The sequence below is a fragment of the Marinomonas sp. genome (assembly GCF_039940335.1).
Taxonomy (GTDB): domain Bacteria; phylum Pseudomonadota; class Gammaproteobacteria; order Pseudomonadales; family Marinomonadaceae; genus Marinomonas.
Genome location: NZ_JBDVGW010000007.1, coordinates 1 through 17,866, shown reverse-complemented (window position 1 = coordinate 17,866; position 17,866 = coordinate 1). Strand labels below are relative to the sequence as shown.

Here is a 17,866-nt window from a genome sequence, read left to right as displayed (position 1 = left end):
AACTTACGGAAAATTAAATGGATCAGTTTCATGATATACGCCCCTACAACGACGATGAAGTTGTAGAGGTATTGCATAACTTGGTTGAGACGCCAGCTTTTATCAATACGATTATTGATTTTCGCTTTGCGAAGTGGCCTAAAATTCTACGCAGCCCATTAGGTTTTGCCGTAAAAATGGCCCTAAAGCGTCAGATATCAAGTATTGCCAATGTTCACGATTTCCAGATGCGTGTGGCAGGCTACATGGAACGTATGATTAAAACCACGACCACGGATGTTGAGTATCGCGGTATCGAAAAGCTCGACAAAAACAAAGGTTACTTGTTCTTGTCGAACCATAGGGACATTGCGATGGACCCAGCTTTTGTAAACTACGGTTTGTATTTAGCCGGCCTTAATACCGTACGCATTGCCATTGGTGATAACCTATTGCGTCGACCATTTGTGTCAGATCTGATGCGTTTGAACAAGAGCTTCATCGTGAAACGCTCGGCCAATGGTATTCGCGAAATGATGGCTGCTTTTGGTCAGCTTTCGGGCTATATCAGTCACTCTATTATGGAAGAGCAGTCCAATATTTGGATTGCCCAAAAAGAGGGGCGTGCGAAGGATGGTTTGGACCAAACCGACCCTGCCATTATTAAGATGTTTTACATGAGCCAAAAGAAAGCCAAGGTGCCGTTTGCCGAAGCCATGGGTAATTTAAACGTTGTGCCTGTGTCTATCTCTTATGAGTATGATCCGTGTGCCTTTGATAAAGCTCGAGAGCTGCATCAAAAATCCACCACGGGTAACTATCAGAAAGGTGAGTTTGAAGACATCGATAGCATTAAGAACGGCATCGTCGGGCAAAAAGGTAAAGTTGTGGTGACGTTTGGTGATGTGATGGATAATAGCTTTGAAACGGCAGAAGCTTTTGTTACAGAAGTAGATCGTCAAATTATTTCTCAATACGCTATTCATTCTAGTAACGAAGCCGCTTTAGCTTTACAGCAGGGCTTACCAACGACGGATAAAGCTTTTTCTGCGTACCTTGAAACTTGCCCAGAAGACTTACGAGAAACGGTGTTGGCAATGTATGCCAATCCACTAAAACAGCAACAGAAACAGCTTAATTCATAATAGAGGTCTGCCATTACAATGAATTTGTGCACGTCGATAGGAGCCTGGATTGGCTCAACGATATTTTTTGTTTATTACGCAATTTCAACGATTTTGTTTGGTTTATTGGCACCCTTAGCCACATTACTACTGCCCAAAAATGCTCGTCAGCCAGTATTGAATCAGCACAACAAAGGCTTGTTGTGGGTGTTTCGGGTATTTTGTCGCGTTAAAGTTGAAATTGTTGGGTTAGAAAACATTGAAAAAGGTCGCCCTGTTGTTTTGGTAGCAAACCATCAAAGCGAGTGGGAAACGTATGTGCTACAAGTCTTGATGGCGCCTGTGTCGACAGTATTAAAGAAAGAATTGTTATCAATTCCATTTTTTGGCTGGGGGCTGCGTATGGTGCAGCCGATTGCGATTGACCGTTCAAAACGCTCGAATGCTTTAAAGCAGATTATTAGTCAGGGTAAAGAGCGTCTAGAGGATGGCCGTTCTGTGCTGATTTTCCCAGAAGGGACGCGTATTAAGCCGAACGATGAGCAAGCCTTTAATAAAGGGGCTGCCATGCTTGCAACCTCTGCTAATGCGCCGATTTTACCTGTGGTTCACAACGCGGGTTATACTTGGCCTAGCAACAGTTTCTTGAAATACCCGGGTACGATTCGTGTTGTGGTCGGTCCAGTTATTGAGGCCGAAGGCAAGAAAACCGGTGAGCTTCATAATGAAATGGATGCTTGGATGCGTGAAACTATGGGGCAGTTACCGAAAGGCCATGACTTCCCTTTGAAGTAATTTTCTTTGTATTAAGCGCCTGTTAATCCAGTGATTAGCAGGCGAAAAAAAACCGCATTAGATGCGGTTTTTTTATGCTAACAAAAGGCGGGTAACTTAGTCTTCGTATTTTTTGAATACTAGACTAGCGTTGGTACCACCAAAGCCGAAACTGTTAGACATGATGTGTTTCAGGTTTGCATTGTCTTTACGAGTCGTCACAACAGGAATTTTACCTGCGGCGGCGTCAAGCTCATCAACGTTTGCAGACGCTGTGATGAAATCGTTTTCCATCATAAGCAAGCAGTAGATTGCTTCATGCACACCCGCTGCACCCAAAGAGTGACCAGATAGAGACTTAGTAGAGCTCACTAATGGAATGTTGTCACCGAATGTTTCGTTAACAGCTTGTAGCTCTTTCATGTCGCCAGCAGGAGTACTTGTACCGTGAGTGTTGATGTAATCAATCTCACCGTCAATTGTACTCATCGCCATTTGCATACAACGCTTCGCGCCTTCACCAGAAGGCGCTACCATGTCGTAACCGTCAGAGGTTGCGCCGTAGCCAACAAGTTCCGCGTAGATTTTCGCGCCACGTGCTTTGGCGTGTTCAAGCTCTTCGATTACCAACATACCGCCGCCGCCTGCGATAACGAAACCATCACGGTTTGCATCGTAAGCACGAGACGCTTTGTCAGGTGTTTCGTTGTACTTAGAAGACAATGCGCCCATGGCATCAAACATACAAGTTTGAGCCCAGCTTTCTTCTTCGCCGCCACCCGCAAATACAACATCTTGTTTGCCTAGCTGGATCAACTCCATTGCATTACCAATACAGTGAGCACTAGTAGAGCATGCTGAGGTAATGGAGTAGTTAACGCCTTTGATTTTGAAAGGCGTCGCCAAGCAAGCAGAAACGGTGCTGCCCATAGTTTGGGTAACACGGTATGGACCAACACGCTTAACGCCTTTGTTGCGTAGCGTATCTGCAGAGTCCACTAGGTTTTGCGCTGACGCACCACCAGAACCGGCAACAAGGCCTGTACGGATATTGGAAACTTGCTCTTCAGTAAGGCCTGAGTCCGTAATCGCTTGCTGCATAGAAACGTATGCATAAGTTGCTGCATCGCCCATAAAACGGCGAACTTTTCGATCGATAGATTCTGAGTCTAAATCGATGCGACCACAAACATGACTACGGAAGCCATATTCTTTGTAATCTTCAGCGAAACGAATACCAGAACGTCCTTCGCGTAAGGAGTTTAGAACGCTGTCTTTGTCATTGCCTAGGCAGCTGACGATACCAAGACCTGTTACTACTACACGACGCATAAGAGTGCCTCTTTTTACTTAATCTGTTAGAAGTTATCAGTTGATGTGAACAAGCCTACACGCAAATCTTTTGCAGTGTAAATTTCACGACCATCAACTTTTACGCTTCCGTCTGCTATACCCATAACCAATTTACGCTCGATAACGCGTTTTAATTGGATGTGGAAGGTAACTTTTTTTGCAGTTGGTAGGATTTGACCGGTGAATTTCACTTCGCCAGAACCCAGTGCACGACCACGACCTTTATTGCCTTTCCAGCCTAAGAAAAAGCCAACAAGTTGCCACATAGCATCTAAGCCAAGGCAGCCTGGCATTACTGGGTCACCAGGGAAGTGGCAAGCAAAAAACCAAAGGTCTGGGTTGATATCAAGTTCAGCGATAATTTCGCCTTTACCGAATTCACCGCCTTCCGTTGAAATGTGAGTGATGCGATCCATCATTAACATGTTACCAACTGGAAGTTGTGCATTGCCTGCACCAAACATTTCTCCGTGGCCACATTGTAATAGTTCGTCTTTTTCAAAAGATGAAGCTGTAGTCATTATAGTCCTATATCCACATAGCAGCTGAAAGCTTAGATAGCTTGGCTGGGTTCGCGTGGTTCAGTTTGCAGTATAAAATCTAGCTGATTATATCGGTTTGAGGATCTAATATGAATCTTTAGCCCTAAAAAAAACAAACTCAAATTGTAAAAAAAAGGCTATTTACTGTCCGATCTGCGTAAAACCCTAAATCTAGCGACGATTAGTTTAACTATTTTTGTCCTGAATGGTGGTTTTTTAAATTTCTGTGAGAAAATGATTGGCTATGTTTTGAATCAAATTTGAGTATTTCTATGAGTTCTTCCCAAGAACATGCGTTTATCCCATGGCGTTTTGAGTATCAAGGTGGTTTTTTGCAAGGCTATCGTAGCGACCTTGTGGATGCGGAAGCGAGTATTCACTTTCTGCATGGTAACGGTTTTGCCGTGCGTACCTATAGCGAGTTTTTGTCTAAACTCGAGGGTTATAACCTCATTCTTCAAGAAGCTGAGGGGCATGGTGGGTCTAGCGTGGGTGAGCACTTTATTGGCTGGAATGAAACCGCCCAGCGTTTTTATCAGTCGTTGCAAACCCAGCACAGTGCGAAGGATGGTGAACTGATTGGGGTAGGGCACAGCTTTGGTGGTTGTATGACGGCTCTCATGAGTGTTCAGGATCCTAGTCTGTTTAGTCGTATGGTGCTACTCGATCCAGCATTTTTCCCACCTCAACAGCTGTTCATGCTGAGAGTGGTTCAGTGGTTAGGGCTTATTGGGAAAGTGCCTGTAGTACGACAAGCTAATCGTCGCCGCACTCAGTGGAGTCATGTTGATAAGGTGAAAGCAAACTATCAAGGGCGCGGTACTTTTAAAGGTTGGCAAGATAAGTGTTTGGAGGATTACATCGAGTATTCGATTCGCCAAGATGAAAATGGGCACTGTGAGCTGATCTGCCCAACCTGGATGGAAGCCGCCATATTTGGCAGTACGGCTAAGGGGTTATGGCGAAATATCCTAAAAATTTCAGTACCTACCTACATAGTGATGGGTAAAGATACCTTTCCTATGTTCAAAAAAGCGTATCGTCTCGCGGCAAAACTAAACCGCAATTTACGTTTGGTGGAAACGGCAGGAGGGCATTGCTTTATGCAAGAAGATCCGCAGGTCACAGCCAAGCTGGTTCAGGATATTCTAAATATCGAAGAATAAGGTAAGTGCGCCAAAGGGTTGTTCTTGGCGCACTTTGTATGCTTCTTAGTTGCGGCGTTTTACCGATGCGTGAGCAAGGTTGATCAAGGCTGTTTTGTAATCTGATTCCGGCAAACATTCTAGACTTTTAATGGCCGAGTCCGCTTGTTGTTGGGCTCTTTGTTGCGTGAACTCAATAGCACCGCAAGATTGTACATCTTGGATGATGGTATCCAGCTGTTCTAGTCCGCCCGTCACAATCGCCTGACGTACCCGCTCGGCGGCCTCTTTAGTGCCGTTTTGCATAGTGTAAATGAGCGGAAGGGTAGGTTTGCCTTCTGAAAGGTCATCCCCGACGCTCTTGCCCATTTCTTCAGCGGTGCTGACATAATCCATAACATCATCAATGAGCTGAAAAGCGGTGCCCACATACATGCCGTAATCTTGCAGGGCTTGTTGGTACTGGGTATTTGCGCCAGCGATCACTGCGCCACAAAGTGCCGCCCCTTCAAATAACTTGGCGGTTTTGTACTGGATAACCTTTAGGTAGCTTTCTTCCGTGGTGTCTGGGTCGCCACAGTTAATGAGCTGCTGCACCTCCCCTTCGGCAATGATATTGGTGGTCTTTGCCAAAATATCCATGCACTGCATGCTACCCACGTCGACCATGATCTGAAATGCGCGGGAATAGAGGAAATCACCCACCAGAACGCTGGGTGCATTGCCCCATTCTTCATTGGCGGTTTTTTTGCCACGGCGCATGTCGGATTCATCCACTACATCGTCGTGAAGTAGGGTTGAGGTGTGAATGAATTCAATGATGGTGGCCATTTTGATGCTTTGTTGTAGCGCATCATCGTTAAGATCGTTGCTGGCACGGGCCGCAAGTAGAACCAAGAGTGGTCTGAGGCGTTTACCGCCATTACTGATAATGTAATAGCCGATTTGTTCTATTAAAGGAATGTCGCTCGTAAGTTGCGACATTATGTATTCGTTGACCTGACCAAATTCACTGGCGACAACATCATGGATTTGTGTGGATTGCATGCAATTTCCGAAGCTAAAAAGTCTCACGCTGAACAGCAAGTGGCCCCCATGCTAGGTAAGGCCGCCGTCGCGGTCAACCTAAAATATGAAAAATGCATAAAGCAATCGCTTTTCCCTTGTTTTAAGTGGTTTGATTTTGTACAATCTCGCGTCCGATTTATCCACATTTTGCTCCCTATCATATGGCAAGTGTATTTCTATAAATTTATAGGTACTCCAGCCACTAGAAGTAGGTCAAATATCATTTCAGTAGCCGGATAAATCTTATTGGAGAAGAACATGTTTGCAGTGATCAAAACTGGCGGTAAGCAATACCGTGTAGAAGAAGGCCAAACCCTTAAAGTTGAGAAATTGGCTGTTGAAGAAGGTGGCGTTATTGAATTTAACGACGTTCTTCTTGTAAGCAATGGCGACGACGTTAAAGTTGGCGCACCTGTTGTAGAAGGCGCTAAAGTAACAGCGGAAGTTGTTTCTCACGGTCGCGGAGATAAAGTTAAAATCTTGAAATTCCGTCGTCGTAAGCACTCTATGAAGCGTATGGGTCATCGTCAGTGGTTCACGGAAGTGAAAGTAACTGGCATCAACTAAGCGTTAATTAATTCATATTTTAAGGAGTAAGTCATGGCTCATAAAAAGGCGGGTGGTAGTACTCGTAACGGTCGCGATTCCGAGTCGAAACGATTAGGTGTCAAACGTTTTGGTGGTCAAGTTGTGATCCCTGGTAACATTCTTGTTCGTCAGCGTGGAACTCAATTCCATCCTGGTGAAGGTGTTAAAATCGGTAAAGATCACACTTTGTTCGCTGTTGCTGAAGGCCAAGTGAAGTTTGAAGTGAAAGGTAAATTTAAGCGTCGTACAGTTTCTGTAGTAGCTGCTTAATACCTGCTAAAAAACTTAAAAAGAGCTCCGCAACGCGGGGCTTTTTTTTTGGAAGAATTCTATAATCAAGCTTATTAAGTTTGATAAACCCACCGAAGGGGTGTTTCTGTGAAATTTGTTGATGAAGCCAGTATCTATGTTCGAGCCGGTAAAGGCGGAAACGGAGCGTTGAGCTTTTGGCGTGAAAAGTTTGTAGCTAAAGGCGGCCCCGACGGCGGCGACGGCGGTAATGGCGGCAGTGTCATTTTGGTAGCGGATGAGTCGTTAAACACTCTAATCGATTTCCGTTTCACCAAAAAGTACATTGCGGAAAACGGTCAGGGCGGCCAAGGTCGTGATATGACCGGATCAAAAGGTCCTGATTTAGAAATTAAAGTGCCGATCGGTACAACTGTAATCGATGAAGATACAGGCGAAACGTTGGGTGACTTAGTGCGCGCAGGGCAAACTTTAAAAGTCGCTCAAGGCGGACATCATGGTTTGGGTAATACGCGTTTCAAATCCAGTACCAACCGTGCGCCACGTCAAACCACCAAAGGTACTGTGGGTGAAGAGCGTACCTTGAAGCTAGAAATGAAAGTGTTGGCAGACGTAGGTTTGCTGGGTTTACCGAATGCAGGCAAATCCACTTTTATTCGCTCAGTGTCTTCTGCAAAGCCAAAAGTGGCGGATTATCCTTTTACTACCTTGGTGCCGAACCTTGGTGTGGTAAAAGTTAAGAAACACCAGAGTTTTGTTATCGCGGATATTCCCGGCATCATCGAAGGGGCGTCTGAAGGTGCAGGTCTTGGTATTCGTTTCTTGAAGCACTTGGTGCGCAACCGTATTTTGCTTCACATTGTCGACTTAGCACCGTGGGATGACGTGACGCCAGCGGAAGCGGCCATGATAGCGGTAAATGAATTGCAACAGTTTAGCCCGGCTTTGGCAGAGCGTGAGCGTTGGTTGGTATTGAATAAAACCGACATGGTGCCTGCTGATGAGTTAGAAGAGCGCTGTCAGAGCGTGATCGATGCTTTGGGTTGGGAAGGTAAAGCTTACCGTATTTCAGCGATTTCCGGGGAAGGTACGGAAGTGTTGTGTCTGGATCTTATGACGGCACTTGAAACGCAACGTGAGCTATTAGCAGAAAACCCTGAAGAGCGTGAAAAAGAGAAAGCGATGCGTGCCTTGATCGATGAAGAAGGTCGTAATCGAATTATGTCGTTGCGTGAAAAACGCCGTCAGGCTGGCCAGCAGCTAGATGACGATGATTTTGATGATGACGATTATGATGTAGATGTTGAGTACGTCGGCTAACGACAGTGTAATCACGGTATTGATGAGTGAAGTAGTATCATGGAAATGCGAGAAAAAATAGCGAAGGCGCAACGTTTAGTGATCAAAATAGGCAGCGCATTACTGACCAATGATGGTCAAGGATTGGATGTTGCTCGAATTGGTCTCTGGGTCGAGCAGATCGCTCAGCTTCGAGCGCAAGGTAAAGAAGTTGTCCTAGTGTCTTCCGGTTCCATTGCAGCGGGCATGAAGCGCCTAGGCTTTGCTTCTCGCCCCACACAAGTAAACGAACTGCAGGCAGCAGCGGCAGTTGGTCAAATGGAGCTTGTGGGAATCTACGAATCGCATTTTGAAAAACATGGCTTGTGCACAGCGCAAATTTTGCTAACTCATGATGACTTATCAAACCGTCGACGCTACCTGAACGCACGTTCTTCGTTGCGTACGCTGATAGGCTTTGGTGTTGTACCTATTGTTAATGAAAATGATACGGTTGTAACCGATGAAATTCGCTTCGGTGATAACGATACCCTAGGTGCACTGGTGGCCAACTTAGTGGAAGCGGATGCTTTGATTATTTTGACGGATCAACAAGGTTTATTCGATAAAAATCCTCGTGATCATAAAGATGCAACATTAATCACGCATGCTCTAGCCTCCGATGACAGTCTAGAGGCTATGGCAAGTGGCGGTGCTGGTGTGTTGGGCAGTGGTGGTATGTTGACGAAAGTCCGTGCCGCTCGTTTAGCTGCTCGTTCAGGGGCCGATACACTAATTGTTTCTGGTCGTGAGCCTGATGTGGTCACGCGAGTGATGCGTGGTGAAATGTTAGGTACTTGGTTGCAGCCAGAGAATGAGCCTTTAGCGGCCCGTAAACAATGGCTGGCAGGGCACTTGAAGAGTCGTGGCGCTTTAGTGTTGGACGATGGCGCAGTGGCGGCTTTACGTCGCTCTGGCACCAGTCTTTTGCCTGTTGGGGTGAAAGATGCTCAAGGTAGTTTTTCGCGTGGCGATATGGTGTTGTGTGTCGACCAAAAGGGTGCGCTGGTTGCGCGCGGCTTAGTGAACTACAGTGTGGCAGAATCACTTAAATTGCTAGGGCATGCCTCTTCAGACATCGGTGATATTTTGGGGTATGAAGGTGAGCCCGAGTTAATTCATCGGGACGATCTGGTGATCATTTGACGTAAAGTGGGTGTGGCATGGCGAAGCCAAATAAGGGTGGTTTTGAACGAGTATTGGATGCGGCAAAGTACTCTGTGCAAGGGTTGCGTGCCCAATGGCGCTATGAGGCATCCTTTCGCTTAGATGTGCGCTTGTTCTTGTTGGCTTTGCCTTTGGCGCTTTGGTTGGGTGGTTCCGGCATTGAGCAAGCGCTAATGGTTTTTTCTGTGGGTTTGGTATTGATTGTTGAGACGCTAAACTCAAGTGTTGAGGCGGTAGTGGATCGTATTAGTGATGAACACCATGAGTTATCAGGGCGAGCAAAAGATTTAGGCTCTGCAGCGGTGATGCTAACGCTAATGTTGGCGGCTGTAGTGTGGGTTATTTTATTACTGAACTAGCGTGATGGGATAACGAGAGGGTATAAAAAAACCGGCATGAGCCGGTTTTTTTATAGATATTAGGCCAGTGCTTTGATTTTAGCACTCAAGCGACTCTTATGACGAGAAGCTTTGTTTTTGTGATATAGGCCTTTATCAGCGGCTTTATCTAGCTTAGAAGTTGCTAGAACGTAAGCTGCTTGTGCTTCAGCTTGATTGCCTGCTTCGATAGCTGCATCTACTTTTTTCAAGTAAGTGCGAACCATTGAGCGAAGGCTACCATTGTGAGCGCGGCGTTTGATTGCCTGGCGTGCACGTTTTTTTGAACCGGCGGAGTTTGCCACGGTCTGGCTCCTTTAATATTTGTACATGAAACGACCTAGCACTTTGCTGTGTCGTGAAATTAATGTCAAGTTTCAACTTGAGAATCTCGCGGCGGATTTTACCAGTTTTTCACGATGCCACAACCCTATTATACAAATAATAGTCAAATCAGCTGAGATTATTGGTTATGTAAGGCATAATTCAGCCGTTATGTTTCGCAACATTGTCATTCTTTTATGTGTGTAAGGTCGTATGTCAAAACTCAATTCAACTGCCAAGAAGTCTTCTAAATCCTTGTCTTTATTACGATCTGGCGTGCTGGTTTCTATTTGTACTTTTCTTTCTCGAATCTTGGGGCTGGCGCGAGATGCGGCGCTTGCCTCAGTTTTGGGGGCAAGTGGCAGTGCTGATGCTTTTTTTGTGGCGTTTAAAATTCCTAATTTTTTTCGACGCTTATTTGCTGAGGGTGCCTTTGCTCAGGCGTTTGTTCCTGTGCTTAGTGATTACCGAGTGAATCAATCTAAAGCCGAAGTGCGTGCCTTAGTGGCGGCGGTGACGGGCTCTCTGACCTTGGTGTTACTGTTGGTGACGGTGATTTTTATGGTGGGAGCACCTTGGGTAGTGTATGTGTTTGCGCCGGGGTTTACTGCGGGCAGTGAGCAATCAATATTAACTGCAGAATTACTGACCATTACTTTTCCCTATTTGTTGTTTATTTCTTTGACGGCACTGGCAGGTGGAATACTGAATGCTCATGGGGAATACGCAGTGCCGGCTATTACCCCTATCTTTTTGAATATCTCCTTGCTGGTTGCCACGCTTTGCTTTGCGCGCAGTGCTGTGCAGGCAGAGACAGCCGTCGCTTGGGGGGTGTTTGCAGCAGGGCTTATTCAACTGTTGTTTCAAATACCTTTTCTGGGGCGTTTAAAATTGTTGCCTATGCCAAGGTTGGGTTTTCGCCATCCTGGGGTTAGGCGTATTTTATTGTTGATGGGGCCTGCATTGTTTGGGGTGTCGGTCAGTCAAATTAATTTGTTGTTAGACACTGTTTTAGCTTCCTTCTTGCAAACAGGTAGCATCACTTGGCTGTATTTGTCTGATCGTCTTTATGAACTGCCGTTAGGGATTTTTGCTATTGCCATCAGTACGGTGATTTTGCCTTCTTTGTCTCGTAGCTTTGCGGGGGGCGATGGTTCGCGCTTTTCGGTGACGCTAGATTGGGGGTTGCGATTGTTATTGCTCATTGCGGTGCCCTCTGCCATTGCCTTATTTATGCTGGCTGAGCCCTTGATTACGACGATTTTTTATCGAGGCGAGTTGACTGTAGCGGATGTTACCAATGCTGCGCTGAGTTTACAGGCGTATTCCTTGGGGTTGATTTTTATGATGCTGATTAAGGTACTGGCGCCGGGCTATTATGCCCGCCAAGATACCCGCACTCCCGTACGCATCGGTATTATCGCCATGGTTTCTAATATGGTGTTGAATTTGATCCTTGTATGGCCGTTTGGTCATGTAGGGTTGGCGCTGGCGACCAGTTTGTCGGCCTGTCTAAATGCATTTTTACTATGGCGTGGGTTGCATAAGCAGGGTCATCATAGCTTTACATCAGAGTGGAAAAAGTTGGTTCGGATTCTGGTGTGTGCCAGTGTAGCGTTAGTCGTTTGTCTGTGGGCGTTTTCTAAGTTGGGGCTGGTGTGGACGCAAATGGGCGACGCTCAGCGTGTTGGGTATATCTTGCTTATCGTTCTTGCGGGTGTTGCTGTGTATGGAATGAGTGCCTTTGCGGCAGGTTTACGTACCAGTATTCTGAAACATTCATAGGCTTTTCCTATTTTCTGCGCGGTGGTGGCTGGCTTGTTCATGTGCTGGCCTACCTTCGCGTGGTGAACTGCTATATAATCGCGGTTATTTTTTCGACGCTGAGTGAGATGGTTTTGTACGGGGTTCTATGGAGTTAATTCGCGGTATTCATAATATCCGTTCAAAGCATAAGAATAGTGTGCTGACGATAGGAAACTTCGACGGTGTACATCTTGGCCACAGTGCTATCTTGTCTCGGGTCAAAGCCTTGGCGGCTGAGTATCAGTCACCCGCTGGCATTATGATCTTTGAGCCGCAACCACGCGAGTTTTTTGCAGCGGAGACGGCCCCTGGTCGGATTGGCCGCTTGCGAGATAAAGTGCAGTTGTTACAAGGGCAGGGCATCGACTTTGTGTTGTGTTTGCCGTTTAACCCTAAGTTACAGCAGTTAACCGCTGAATCTTTTTGTCAGCAGATTTTGCTGAAGGGCCTTTCGGTCAAACATTTGGTGGTGGGTGATGACTTCCGTTTTGGTTGTGATCGCCATGGAGACTTTGCGTATTTGCAGACTTTTGGTGAACGCCACCAGTTTGACGTCGAAAATACCCCCTCGGTGTTAAATGCCTCAGGACTACGAGTAAGTAGCACCTTGGTTAGGCAGGCACTTGAATGTGGCGATGTGCAAGGCGCAGAAGAAAACATGGGGCATGCGATGACGTTGAGTGGTCGTGTGGTGCACGGGCAACAGCTCGGCCGGACCTTAGGCTTCCCCACCGCTAATATACATTTAAAAGGTATTAAGTCTGCCTTGGCGGGTGTTTATGCGGTGACCTTGCAAGTGCAGGGCGTTAGTCACCAAGGGGTGGCAAATATTGGTGTGCGACCAACGGTGCAAGGCAAAACGCCCATATTAGAAGTGCACCTGTTTAATTTTAACGGTGATCTGTATGACCAGTATGTACAGGTTACCTTCTGTCAGTTTATTCGGGCGGAACGTAAAATGGCCGGCTTAAAAGAGCTGGAACAACAAATTCAATGTGACAAAGAAGAAGCAATTCGTTTCTTTGCCGAATCAGTGAACTGATGATCTTTGAGGATAAAGCAAAAAACCATGAGTGATTATAAAGCGACGCTTAATTTGCCACAGACAGATTTCCCGATGCGTGGAGACTTGGCAAAACGTGAACCTGCAATGTTAAAACGTTGGCAGGATATGGATCTATACAAAAAAGTACGTGATGTTAGTAAAGGTCGTAAGTCTTTCATTCTGCATGATGGTCCTCCGTACGCAAATGGCAGTATTCATATTGGTCACGCGGTTAACAAAATCCTCAAAGATATTATTGTTAAGTCTAAAACCGTTAGTGGCTACGATGCGCCTTACATTCCAGGTTGGGATTGTCATGGTTTGCCGATTGAGCACAAAGTAGAGCAGTTGATTGGTAAGGCAGGTACTAAGGTTTCTTATAAAGAATTCCGTGCTAAATGTCGTGAGTACGCTTACAGCCAGATTGAACAACAGAAGAAAGATTTTATCCGTTTAGGTGTAATGGGTGATTGGGAAAATCCCTACCTAACTATGAATTTCGCTACGGAAGCGAATATCGTTCGTGCGCTGGGCAAAATCGCTGAGAACGGTCACCTAGTAAAAGGCTTCAAGCCAGTTTACTGGAGTGTGGTAGGTGGTTCTGCCCTGGCAGAAGCGGAAGTTGAGTACCAAGACAAAACCTCTTTATCTCTTGATGTGCGTTACGCGCCACACGACGAAGCCGCATTGCTAGCAAAATTTAGTGATGTAGCTGGTGAAGGTAAAGTCTCGGTTGTTATCTGGACGACGACCCCATGGACGCTTCCTGCAAGTCAGGCGGTTTCGGTTCACCCTGAGTTTAATTATGCCCTAGTGGAAGTTGATATGGGGCTGGGCAAGGAACGCTTGATCGTGGCGGAAGACATGGTTGAAGGCCTGATGGCGCGTTACGAAGCGACGGATTACCGTATTGTTGGCCGCTCTGTGGGCGCAGACTTAAACGGCACTGTACTACAGCACCCATTCTTTGAACGTGACATTCCTGTCATTCTTGGTGAGCATGTCACCACGGAAGCGGGTACGGGTTGTGTGCATACAGCACCAGACCACGGCGTAGATGACTTTAATGTTGGTCGTGCTAATGGCTTGTCTACTATGAACCTAGTGCAAGACAACGGTGTTTATAGCGAAGCGGCTGAGCAGTTTGCTGGCATGCATGTTTATAAAGTAGATGGCGCGATCCTTGAGGCACTAAATACACACAATGCCTTGGTGAAAGAGTCGAAAATCTTCCACAGCTACCCTCATTGCTGGCGTACCAAAACGCCTTTGATCTTCCGTGCCACACCTCAGTGGTTCATCAGCATGACCGAAGAAGGTTTGCTGGATGCAGCGAAACACGCGGTTGAAGGTGTGAAGTGGGTGCCAAGCTGGGGACAAAATCGCATGGAAGGAATGTTGAATAACAGCCCGGACTGGTGTGTGTCTCGTCAGCGTACTTGGGGTGTGCCAATTGCACTCTTCATCAACAAAGAAACACAAGAGCTTCATCCAGAAACGCCACGCCTAATCGAAGAAGTAGCGAAACGTATCGAAGTGGAGGGAATCGATGCTTGGTTCGAGCTAGACGCCAGCGAATTGCTTGGCGACGAAGCAGAATTGTACAGCAAGGTTACTGATACGTTGGACGTATGGTTTGATTCAGGGGTGACGCATTACTCAGTGATTGATCAACGCGATGAGCTAAGCTTCCCGGCAGATCTTTACCTAGAAGGTTCGGATCAGCACCGTGGCTGGTTCCAGTCTTCATTGAAGACGTCTATCGCTGTACGTGGTGTGCCTCCGTACAAACAAGTGCTAACCCATGGTTTCACTGTAGACGGTGATGGCCGTAAGATGTCCAAGTCTTTGGGTAATGTCTTGTCGCCGCAAAAAGTGATGGATACTTTGGGTGCAGACATCATTCGCCTATGGGTAGCTGCGACGGACTACACCACAGAGATGACCGTTTCCGATGAGATTCTAAAGCGTGTTGCAGACTCTTATCGTCGTATTCGTAATACAGCGCGTTTCATGTTGTCGAACTTAAGTGGCTTTAACCCAGCGACAGATGTTGTGCCGAGTACGGAAATGCTTGCACTAGATCGTTGGATTCTAGATCGTGCCGCGCAACTACAAGAAGAGTTGGATCACGCTTATTCAGAGTACCAGTTCCACACAGTGAACCAGAAAATTCAAAACTTCTGTTCTGTGGATCTAGGGGGGTTCTACTTAGACATCATTAAAGATCGTCAGTACACCACTCAGCCAGACAGCTTGGCGCGTCGCTCTGCGCAAACGGCGCTTTACCATATCATGGAAGCCTTCACTCGTTGGATCTCACCTATCTTGAGTTTCACTGCAGATGAGTTATGGCAGTCTATGCCGGGTGAGCGTGGAGAATCTGTTTTCCTAGAAACTTGGTACCAAGGTCTTGAGACGCTAACCGGTGATGAGACCATGGGGCGTGAGTTCTGGAAGCAAGTGTTGGAAGCTAAAGTAGCGACAAATAAGGTGCTCGAAGCCGCTCGTAGTGAAGGCAAGATGAAAGCCAGCCTGAGTGCGGAAATTACCCTGTACTGTGATGAAGGTTTACAGTCAGTTTTAGCACGTCTGGATGACGAATTGCGTTTTGTATTGATCTCGTCTGACGTCAAAGTTCTACCTTTGAGTGACGCTGGGGAAGATGCAGTTGCGACGGACCTAGAAAGCTTGAAAGTATCTGTTGCGTTAAGCGAAAACGCTAAATGTGTTCGCTGTTGGCACCATCGTCCTGAGGTCGGTGAGCGTGAAGCTCATCCAGAACTTTGTGATCGTTGTATCAGTAACTTGCCAGATGGAGAGGGCGAGAAACGCCTATTTGCTTAGATGATTAAGCTCGCATCATGGCAAAATGCCCAGCGCTGGTGGTTGTTGGCGCTGTGCATTTTTGTACTGGATTGGGTCACTAAACAGGCCGTTGAGTCTTCATTAGCTTATGGTGAAGAAATTCCACTGTTGCCATTTTTTGATTTAACCCTGCGCTACAATACAGGCGCCGCTTTCAGCTTTTTAGCTGAGGCGGGTGGCTGGCAGCGCTGGTTCTTCTCATTGATCGCTTTTGCCGTGGTGACAGGGATCAGCTGGCGTCTAATCAAAATTGGGCGTGAGAATCCGTGGGAAGCCTTATCCCTAACCTGTATTCTCGGTGGCGCTGTCGGTAATTTATACGACCGCTTGGTATATGGGCATGTGGTGGATTTTATTCAGTTTCATTGGCAGCAAGCTTGGTACTTTCCAGCGTTTAATGTCGCTGATAGTGCAATCACCATAGGTGTTATCTTAATGCTGCTAGAAACTCTGGTAGTAAAGAAACCGGAAGGTAAAAAACAATGAGTTTAGTTACAAAGAATAGTCGCGTCACTTTGCACTTTGAATTGTCTTTAGAAGACGGTGCTATTGTTGATTCGAACTTTTCGAAAGCCCCTGCCTCTTTTAAGTTTGGCGATGGTAGTTTGTTGCCCGCCTTCGAAGATGCGCTACTAGGTATGCAGGTGAATCAAGAAGCTAGTTTTAGCATGCCGCCTGAAAAAGCATTTGGTGCACGCAATGAAAATAACATCCAAATGATTCCTCGCTCTCAGTTCGCTATGGATTTGAAGGAGGGCATGGTGGTGTCATTCGCAGACGTTGGTAAGAATGAATTACCTGGTGTGATTGCGCAAATCGGCGAAGAGCAGGTGCAGGTGGATTTTAATCATCCGTTAGCAGGACGCACGTTAACCTTCAAAGCGCAAATAGTGGCTATTGAGGAGACGGTATGAGTTTTGCCATTCAGCTGGCCAATCCACGTGGTTTCTGCGCAGGCGTAGACCGCGCGATCGAAATCGTAAATCGCTGTCTAGATTTATTTGAGCCACCTATCTATGTACGCCATGAAGTTGTACATAATAAATTTGTGGTGGAGTCTCTAAAGAACCGTGGCGCTATCTTTGTTGAAGAGCTGCATCAAGTGCCAGACGACAACATTGTAATTTTCAGTGCGCATGGTGTTTCTAAAGCTGTGCGTGATGTTGCTACGGCACGTGGATTAAAAGTCTTTGATGCGACGTGTCCATTGGTGACAAAGGTACATCTTGAAGTATTGCGCTATTCAAGAGATGGCATGGAATGTGTGCTGATCGGTCATGACGGTCATCCCGAAGTGGAAGGCACCATGGGGCAATACGACGACAGTCAAGGTGGTGCTATTTACCTAGTGGAAAATCCTGCCGATGTCGCCAAGTTAAATGTGAAGAATCCAGAGCGTTTAGCGTTTGTGACGCAAACGACTCTTTCTATGGATGATACTTCCGTCGTGATTGATGCTTTGCGTGAATATTTTCCAAAAATAGTCGGACCAAAGAAAGACGATATCTGCTATGCCACACAAAACCGTCAAGATGCGGTGAAAACCCTCGCGGTTGAATCTCAGTTAGTGTTGGTGGTTGGCTCAGTGAATAGTTCAAATTCAAATCGTTTGAAGGAGTTGGCAGAGCGTATGGGAGCGAAAGCTTTCTTGATCGACAATGCTAGTGAGATAGACTCGGCATGGTTACAAGGTGTGTCGAGTGTTGGTGTTACTGCTGGTGCATCCGCGCCAGAAGTTTTGGTGAACGAAGTGATCGAACGCTTGGTTGCCTTGGGTGGAAGTGCCCCACAAGAACTTAAAGGTCAGGAAGAGAGCGTGTCTTTTTCTATGCCGAAAGAACTGCGTATTATTGAACTCTAATTTGTCCTTCTTGCAGTTAAATAAATTAATTTAAAATAAATCCAAAAAACACTTGCACTAAATCTGTAGATCCTTAATATACGCCCTCGCTGACACGGACAGGGCTTCACTCTAACACAGAGACGAAGTGGCTTAAGTGGTACGGCAACGCTCTTTAAAATAGATAATCAGATAATTTGTGTGGGCGCTCGCTGGAGACTTCAGAAGATCGACTTACTAACTTCGGTTAGTGGTTGATCAAAAAAATTGAAGTCTTAC

18 protein-coding genes are annotated in these 17,866 nt (G+C 46.3%); 14 read left to right on the top strand and 4 right to left on the bottom strand.

Annotated elements, in window-relative coordinates; translation table 11 throughout:
* Nucleotides 1-17 precede the first annotated feature (17 nt).
* Both ABJF92_RS04820 and ABJF92_RS04815 read left to right on the top strand, forming a co-directional pair.
* A complete protein-coding gene (locus ABJF92_RS04820) occupies nt 18-1,124 on the top strand; it encodes a 1-acyl-sn-glycerol-3-phosphate acyltransferase (RefSeq protein ID WP_446814710.1) in 1,107 nt (368 codons plus the stop codon).
* 18 nt (nt 1,125-1,142) lie between these two features.
* On the top strand, nt 1,143-1,898 hold the full coding sequence (locus tag ABJF92_RS04815; protein ID WP_446814709.1) for a lysophospholipid acyltransferase family protein: 756 nt from the start codon (nt 1,143-1,145) through the stop codon (nt 1,896-1,898).
* A gap of 96 nt (nt 1,899-1,994) precedes the next feature.
* On the opposite strand, the gene fabB is transcribed toward ABJF92_RS04815, so the two are convergent.
* Together fabB and fabA are read right to left on the bottom strand one after the other, a co-directional pair.
* Nucleotides 1,995-3,209 (bottom strand): beta-ketoacyl-ACP synthase I, encoded by a 1,215-nt coding sequence (gene fabB, locus ABJF92_RS04810; RefSeq protein ID WP_446814708.1) that lies wholly within the window; start codon nt 3,207-3,209, stop codon nt 1,995-1,997.
* Between the two features lie 26 nt (nt 3,210-3,235).
* Nucleotides 3,236-3,751 (bottom strand): 3-hydroxyacyl-[acyl-carrier-protein] dehydratase FabA, encoded by a 516-nt coding sequence (fabA, locus tag ABJF92_RS04805; RefSeq protein WP_445977643.1) that lies wholly within the window; start codon nt 3,749-3,751, stop codon nt 3,236-3,238.
* 293 nt (nt 3,752-4,044) lie between these two features.
* On the opposite strand from fabA, the gene ABJF92_RS04800 reads away from it, so the two are divergent.
* A complete protein-coding gene (locus ABJF92_RS04800) occupies nt 4,045-4,938 on the top strand; it encodes an alpha/beta fold hydrolase (protein WP_446814707.1) in 894 nt (297 codons plus the stop codon).
* Nucleotides 4,939-4,983: 45 nt separating this feature from the next.
* On the opposite strand, the gene ispB is transcribed toward ABJF92_RS04800, so the two are convergent.
* Nucleotides 4,984-5,964: an octaprenyl diphosphate synthase gene (gene ispB, locus ABJF92_RS04795; RefSeq protein ID WP_446814706.1), complete on the bottom strand. Its 981-nt coding sequence runs from the start codon at nt 5,962-5,964 to the stop codon at nt 4,984-4,986.
* 279 nt (nt 5,965-6,243) lie between these two features.
* Between ispB and rplU the strand changes: the two genes are divergently transcribed.
* From rplU to ABJF92_RS04770, 5 genes are all read left to right on the top strand, one after another.
* On the top strand, nt 6,244-6,552 hold the full coding sequence (gene rplU, locus ABJF92_RS04790; RefSeq protein ID WP_445977640.1) for a 50S ribosomal protein L21: 309 nt from the start codon (nt 6,244-6,246) through the stop codon (nt 6,550-6,552).
* A 33-nt stretch (nt 6,553-6,585) separates the two neighbouring features.
* Nucleotides 6,586-6,843 carry a 50S ribosomal protein L27 gene (gene rpmA, locus ABJF92_RS04785; RefSeq protein ID WP_445977639.1) on the top strand — a complete coding sequence of 86 codons (258 nt, stop codon included), beginning with the start codon at nt 6,586-6,588 and terminating at the stop codon, nt 6,841-6,843.
* A gap of 108 nt (nt 6,844-6,951) precedes the next feature.
* Complete coding sequence (gene cgtA, locus ABJF92_RS04780; protein ID WP_446814705.1) at nt 6,952-8,142, top strand: Obg family GTPase CgtA; 1,191 nt, start codon at nt 6,952-6,954, stop codon at nt 8,140-8,142.
* Between the two features lie 39 nt (nt 8,143-8,181).
* Nucleotides 8,182-9,306, top strand: a complete 1,125-nt coding sequence (proB, locus tag ABJF92_RS04775; protein WP_446814704.1) for a glutamate 5-kinase — start codon at nt 8,182-8,184, stop codon at nt 9,304-9,306.
* 17 nt (nt 9,307-9,323) lie between these two features.
* The gene (locus tag ABJF92_RS04770) at nt 9,324-9,686 is read left to right on the top strand and encodes a diacylglycerol kinase (protein ID WP_446814703.1); all 363 of its coding nucleotides are present in this window, start codon (nt 9,324-9,326) and stop codon (nt 9,684-9,686) included.
* A 59-nt stretch (nt 9,687-9,745) separates the two neighbouring features.
* On the opposite strand, the gene rpsT is transcribed toward ABJF92_RS04770, so the two are convergent.
* Nucleotides 9,746-10,009, bottom strand: a complete 264-nt coding sequence (rpsT, locus tag ABJF92_RS04765; RefSeq protein ID WP_445977635.1) for a 30S ribosomal protein S20 — start codon at nt 10,007-10,009, stop codon at nt 9,746-9,748.
* A 232-nt stretch (nt 10,010-10,241) separates the two neighbouring features.
* Between rpsT and murJ the strand changes: the two genes are divergently transcribed.
* The 6 genes from murJ to ispH all read left to right on the top strand — a co-directional run bounded on the left by murJ (nt 10,242) and on the right by ispH (nt 17,608).
* The gene (gene murJ, locus ABJF92_RS04760) at nt 10,242-11,813 is read left to right on the top strand and encodes a murein biosynthesis integral membrane protein MurJ (protein ID WP_446814702.1); all 1,572 of its coding nucleotides are present in this window, start codon (nt 10,242-10,244) and stop codon (nt 11,811-11,813) included.
* Between the two features lie 127 nt (nt 11,814-11,940).
* Nucleotides 11,941-12,876, top strand: coding sequence for a bifunctional riboflavin kinase/FAD synthetase (gene ribF, locus ABJF92_RS04755; RefSeq protein WP_446814701.1), 936 nt, complete (start codon nt 11,941-11,943; stop codon nt 12,874-12,876).
* A gap of 27 nt (nt 12,877-12,903) precedes the next feature.
* The gene (gene ileS / locus ABJF92_RS04750) at nt 12,904-15,726 is read left to right on the top strand and encodes an isoleucine--tRNA ligase (RefSeq protein WP_446814700.1); all 2,823 of its coding nucleotides are present in this window, start codon (nt 12,904-12,906) and stop codon (nt 15,724-15,726) included.
* Entirely contained in the window at nt 15,727-16,233 is a 507-nt protein-coding gene (gene lspA, locus ABJF92_RS04745; protein ID WP_446814699.1) for a signal peptidase II, read from the top strand. It abuts the gene before it with no gap.
* Nucleotides 16,230-16,661 (top strand): FKBP-type peptidyl-prolyl cis-trans isomerase, encoded by a 432-nt coding sequence (locus tag ABJF92_RS04740; RefSeq protein ID WP_446814698.1) that lies wholly within the window; start codon nt 16,230-16,232, stop codon nt 16,659-16,661. Before lspA ends, ABJF92_RS04740 begins: the two co-directional genes overlap by 4 nt.
* On the top strand, nt 16,658-17,608 hold the full coding sequence (ispH, locus tag ABJF92_RS04735; RefSeq protein WP_446814697.1) for a 4-hydroxy-3-methylbut-2-enyl diphosphate reductase: 951 nt from the start codon (nt 16,658-16,660) through the stop codon (nt 17,606-17,608). The genes ABJF92_RS04740 and ispH overlap by 4 nt, the downstream gene beginning before the upstream one ends.
* The last annotated feature ends 258 nt before the right edge of the window (nt 17,609-17,866 follow it).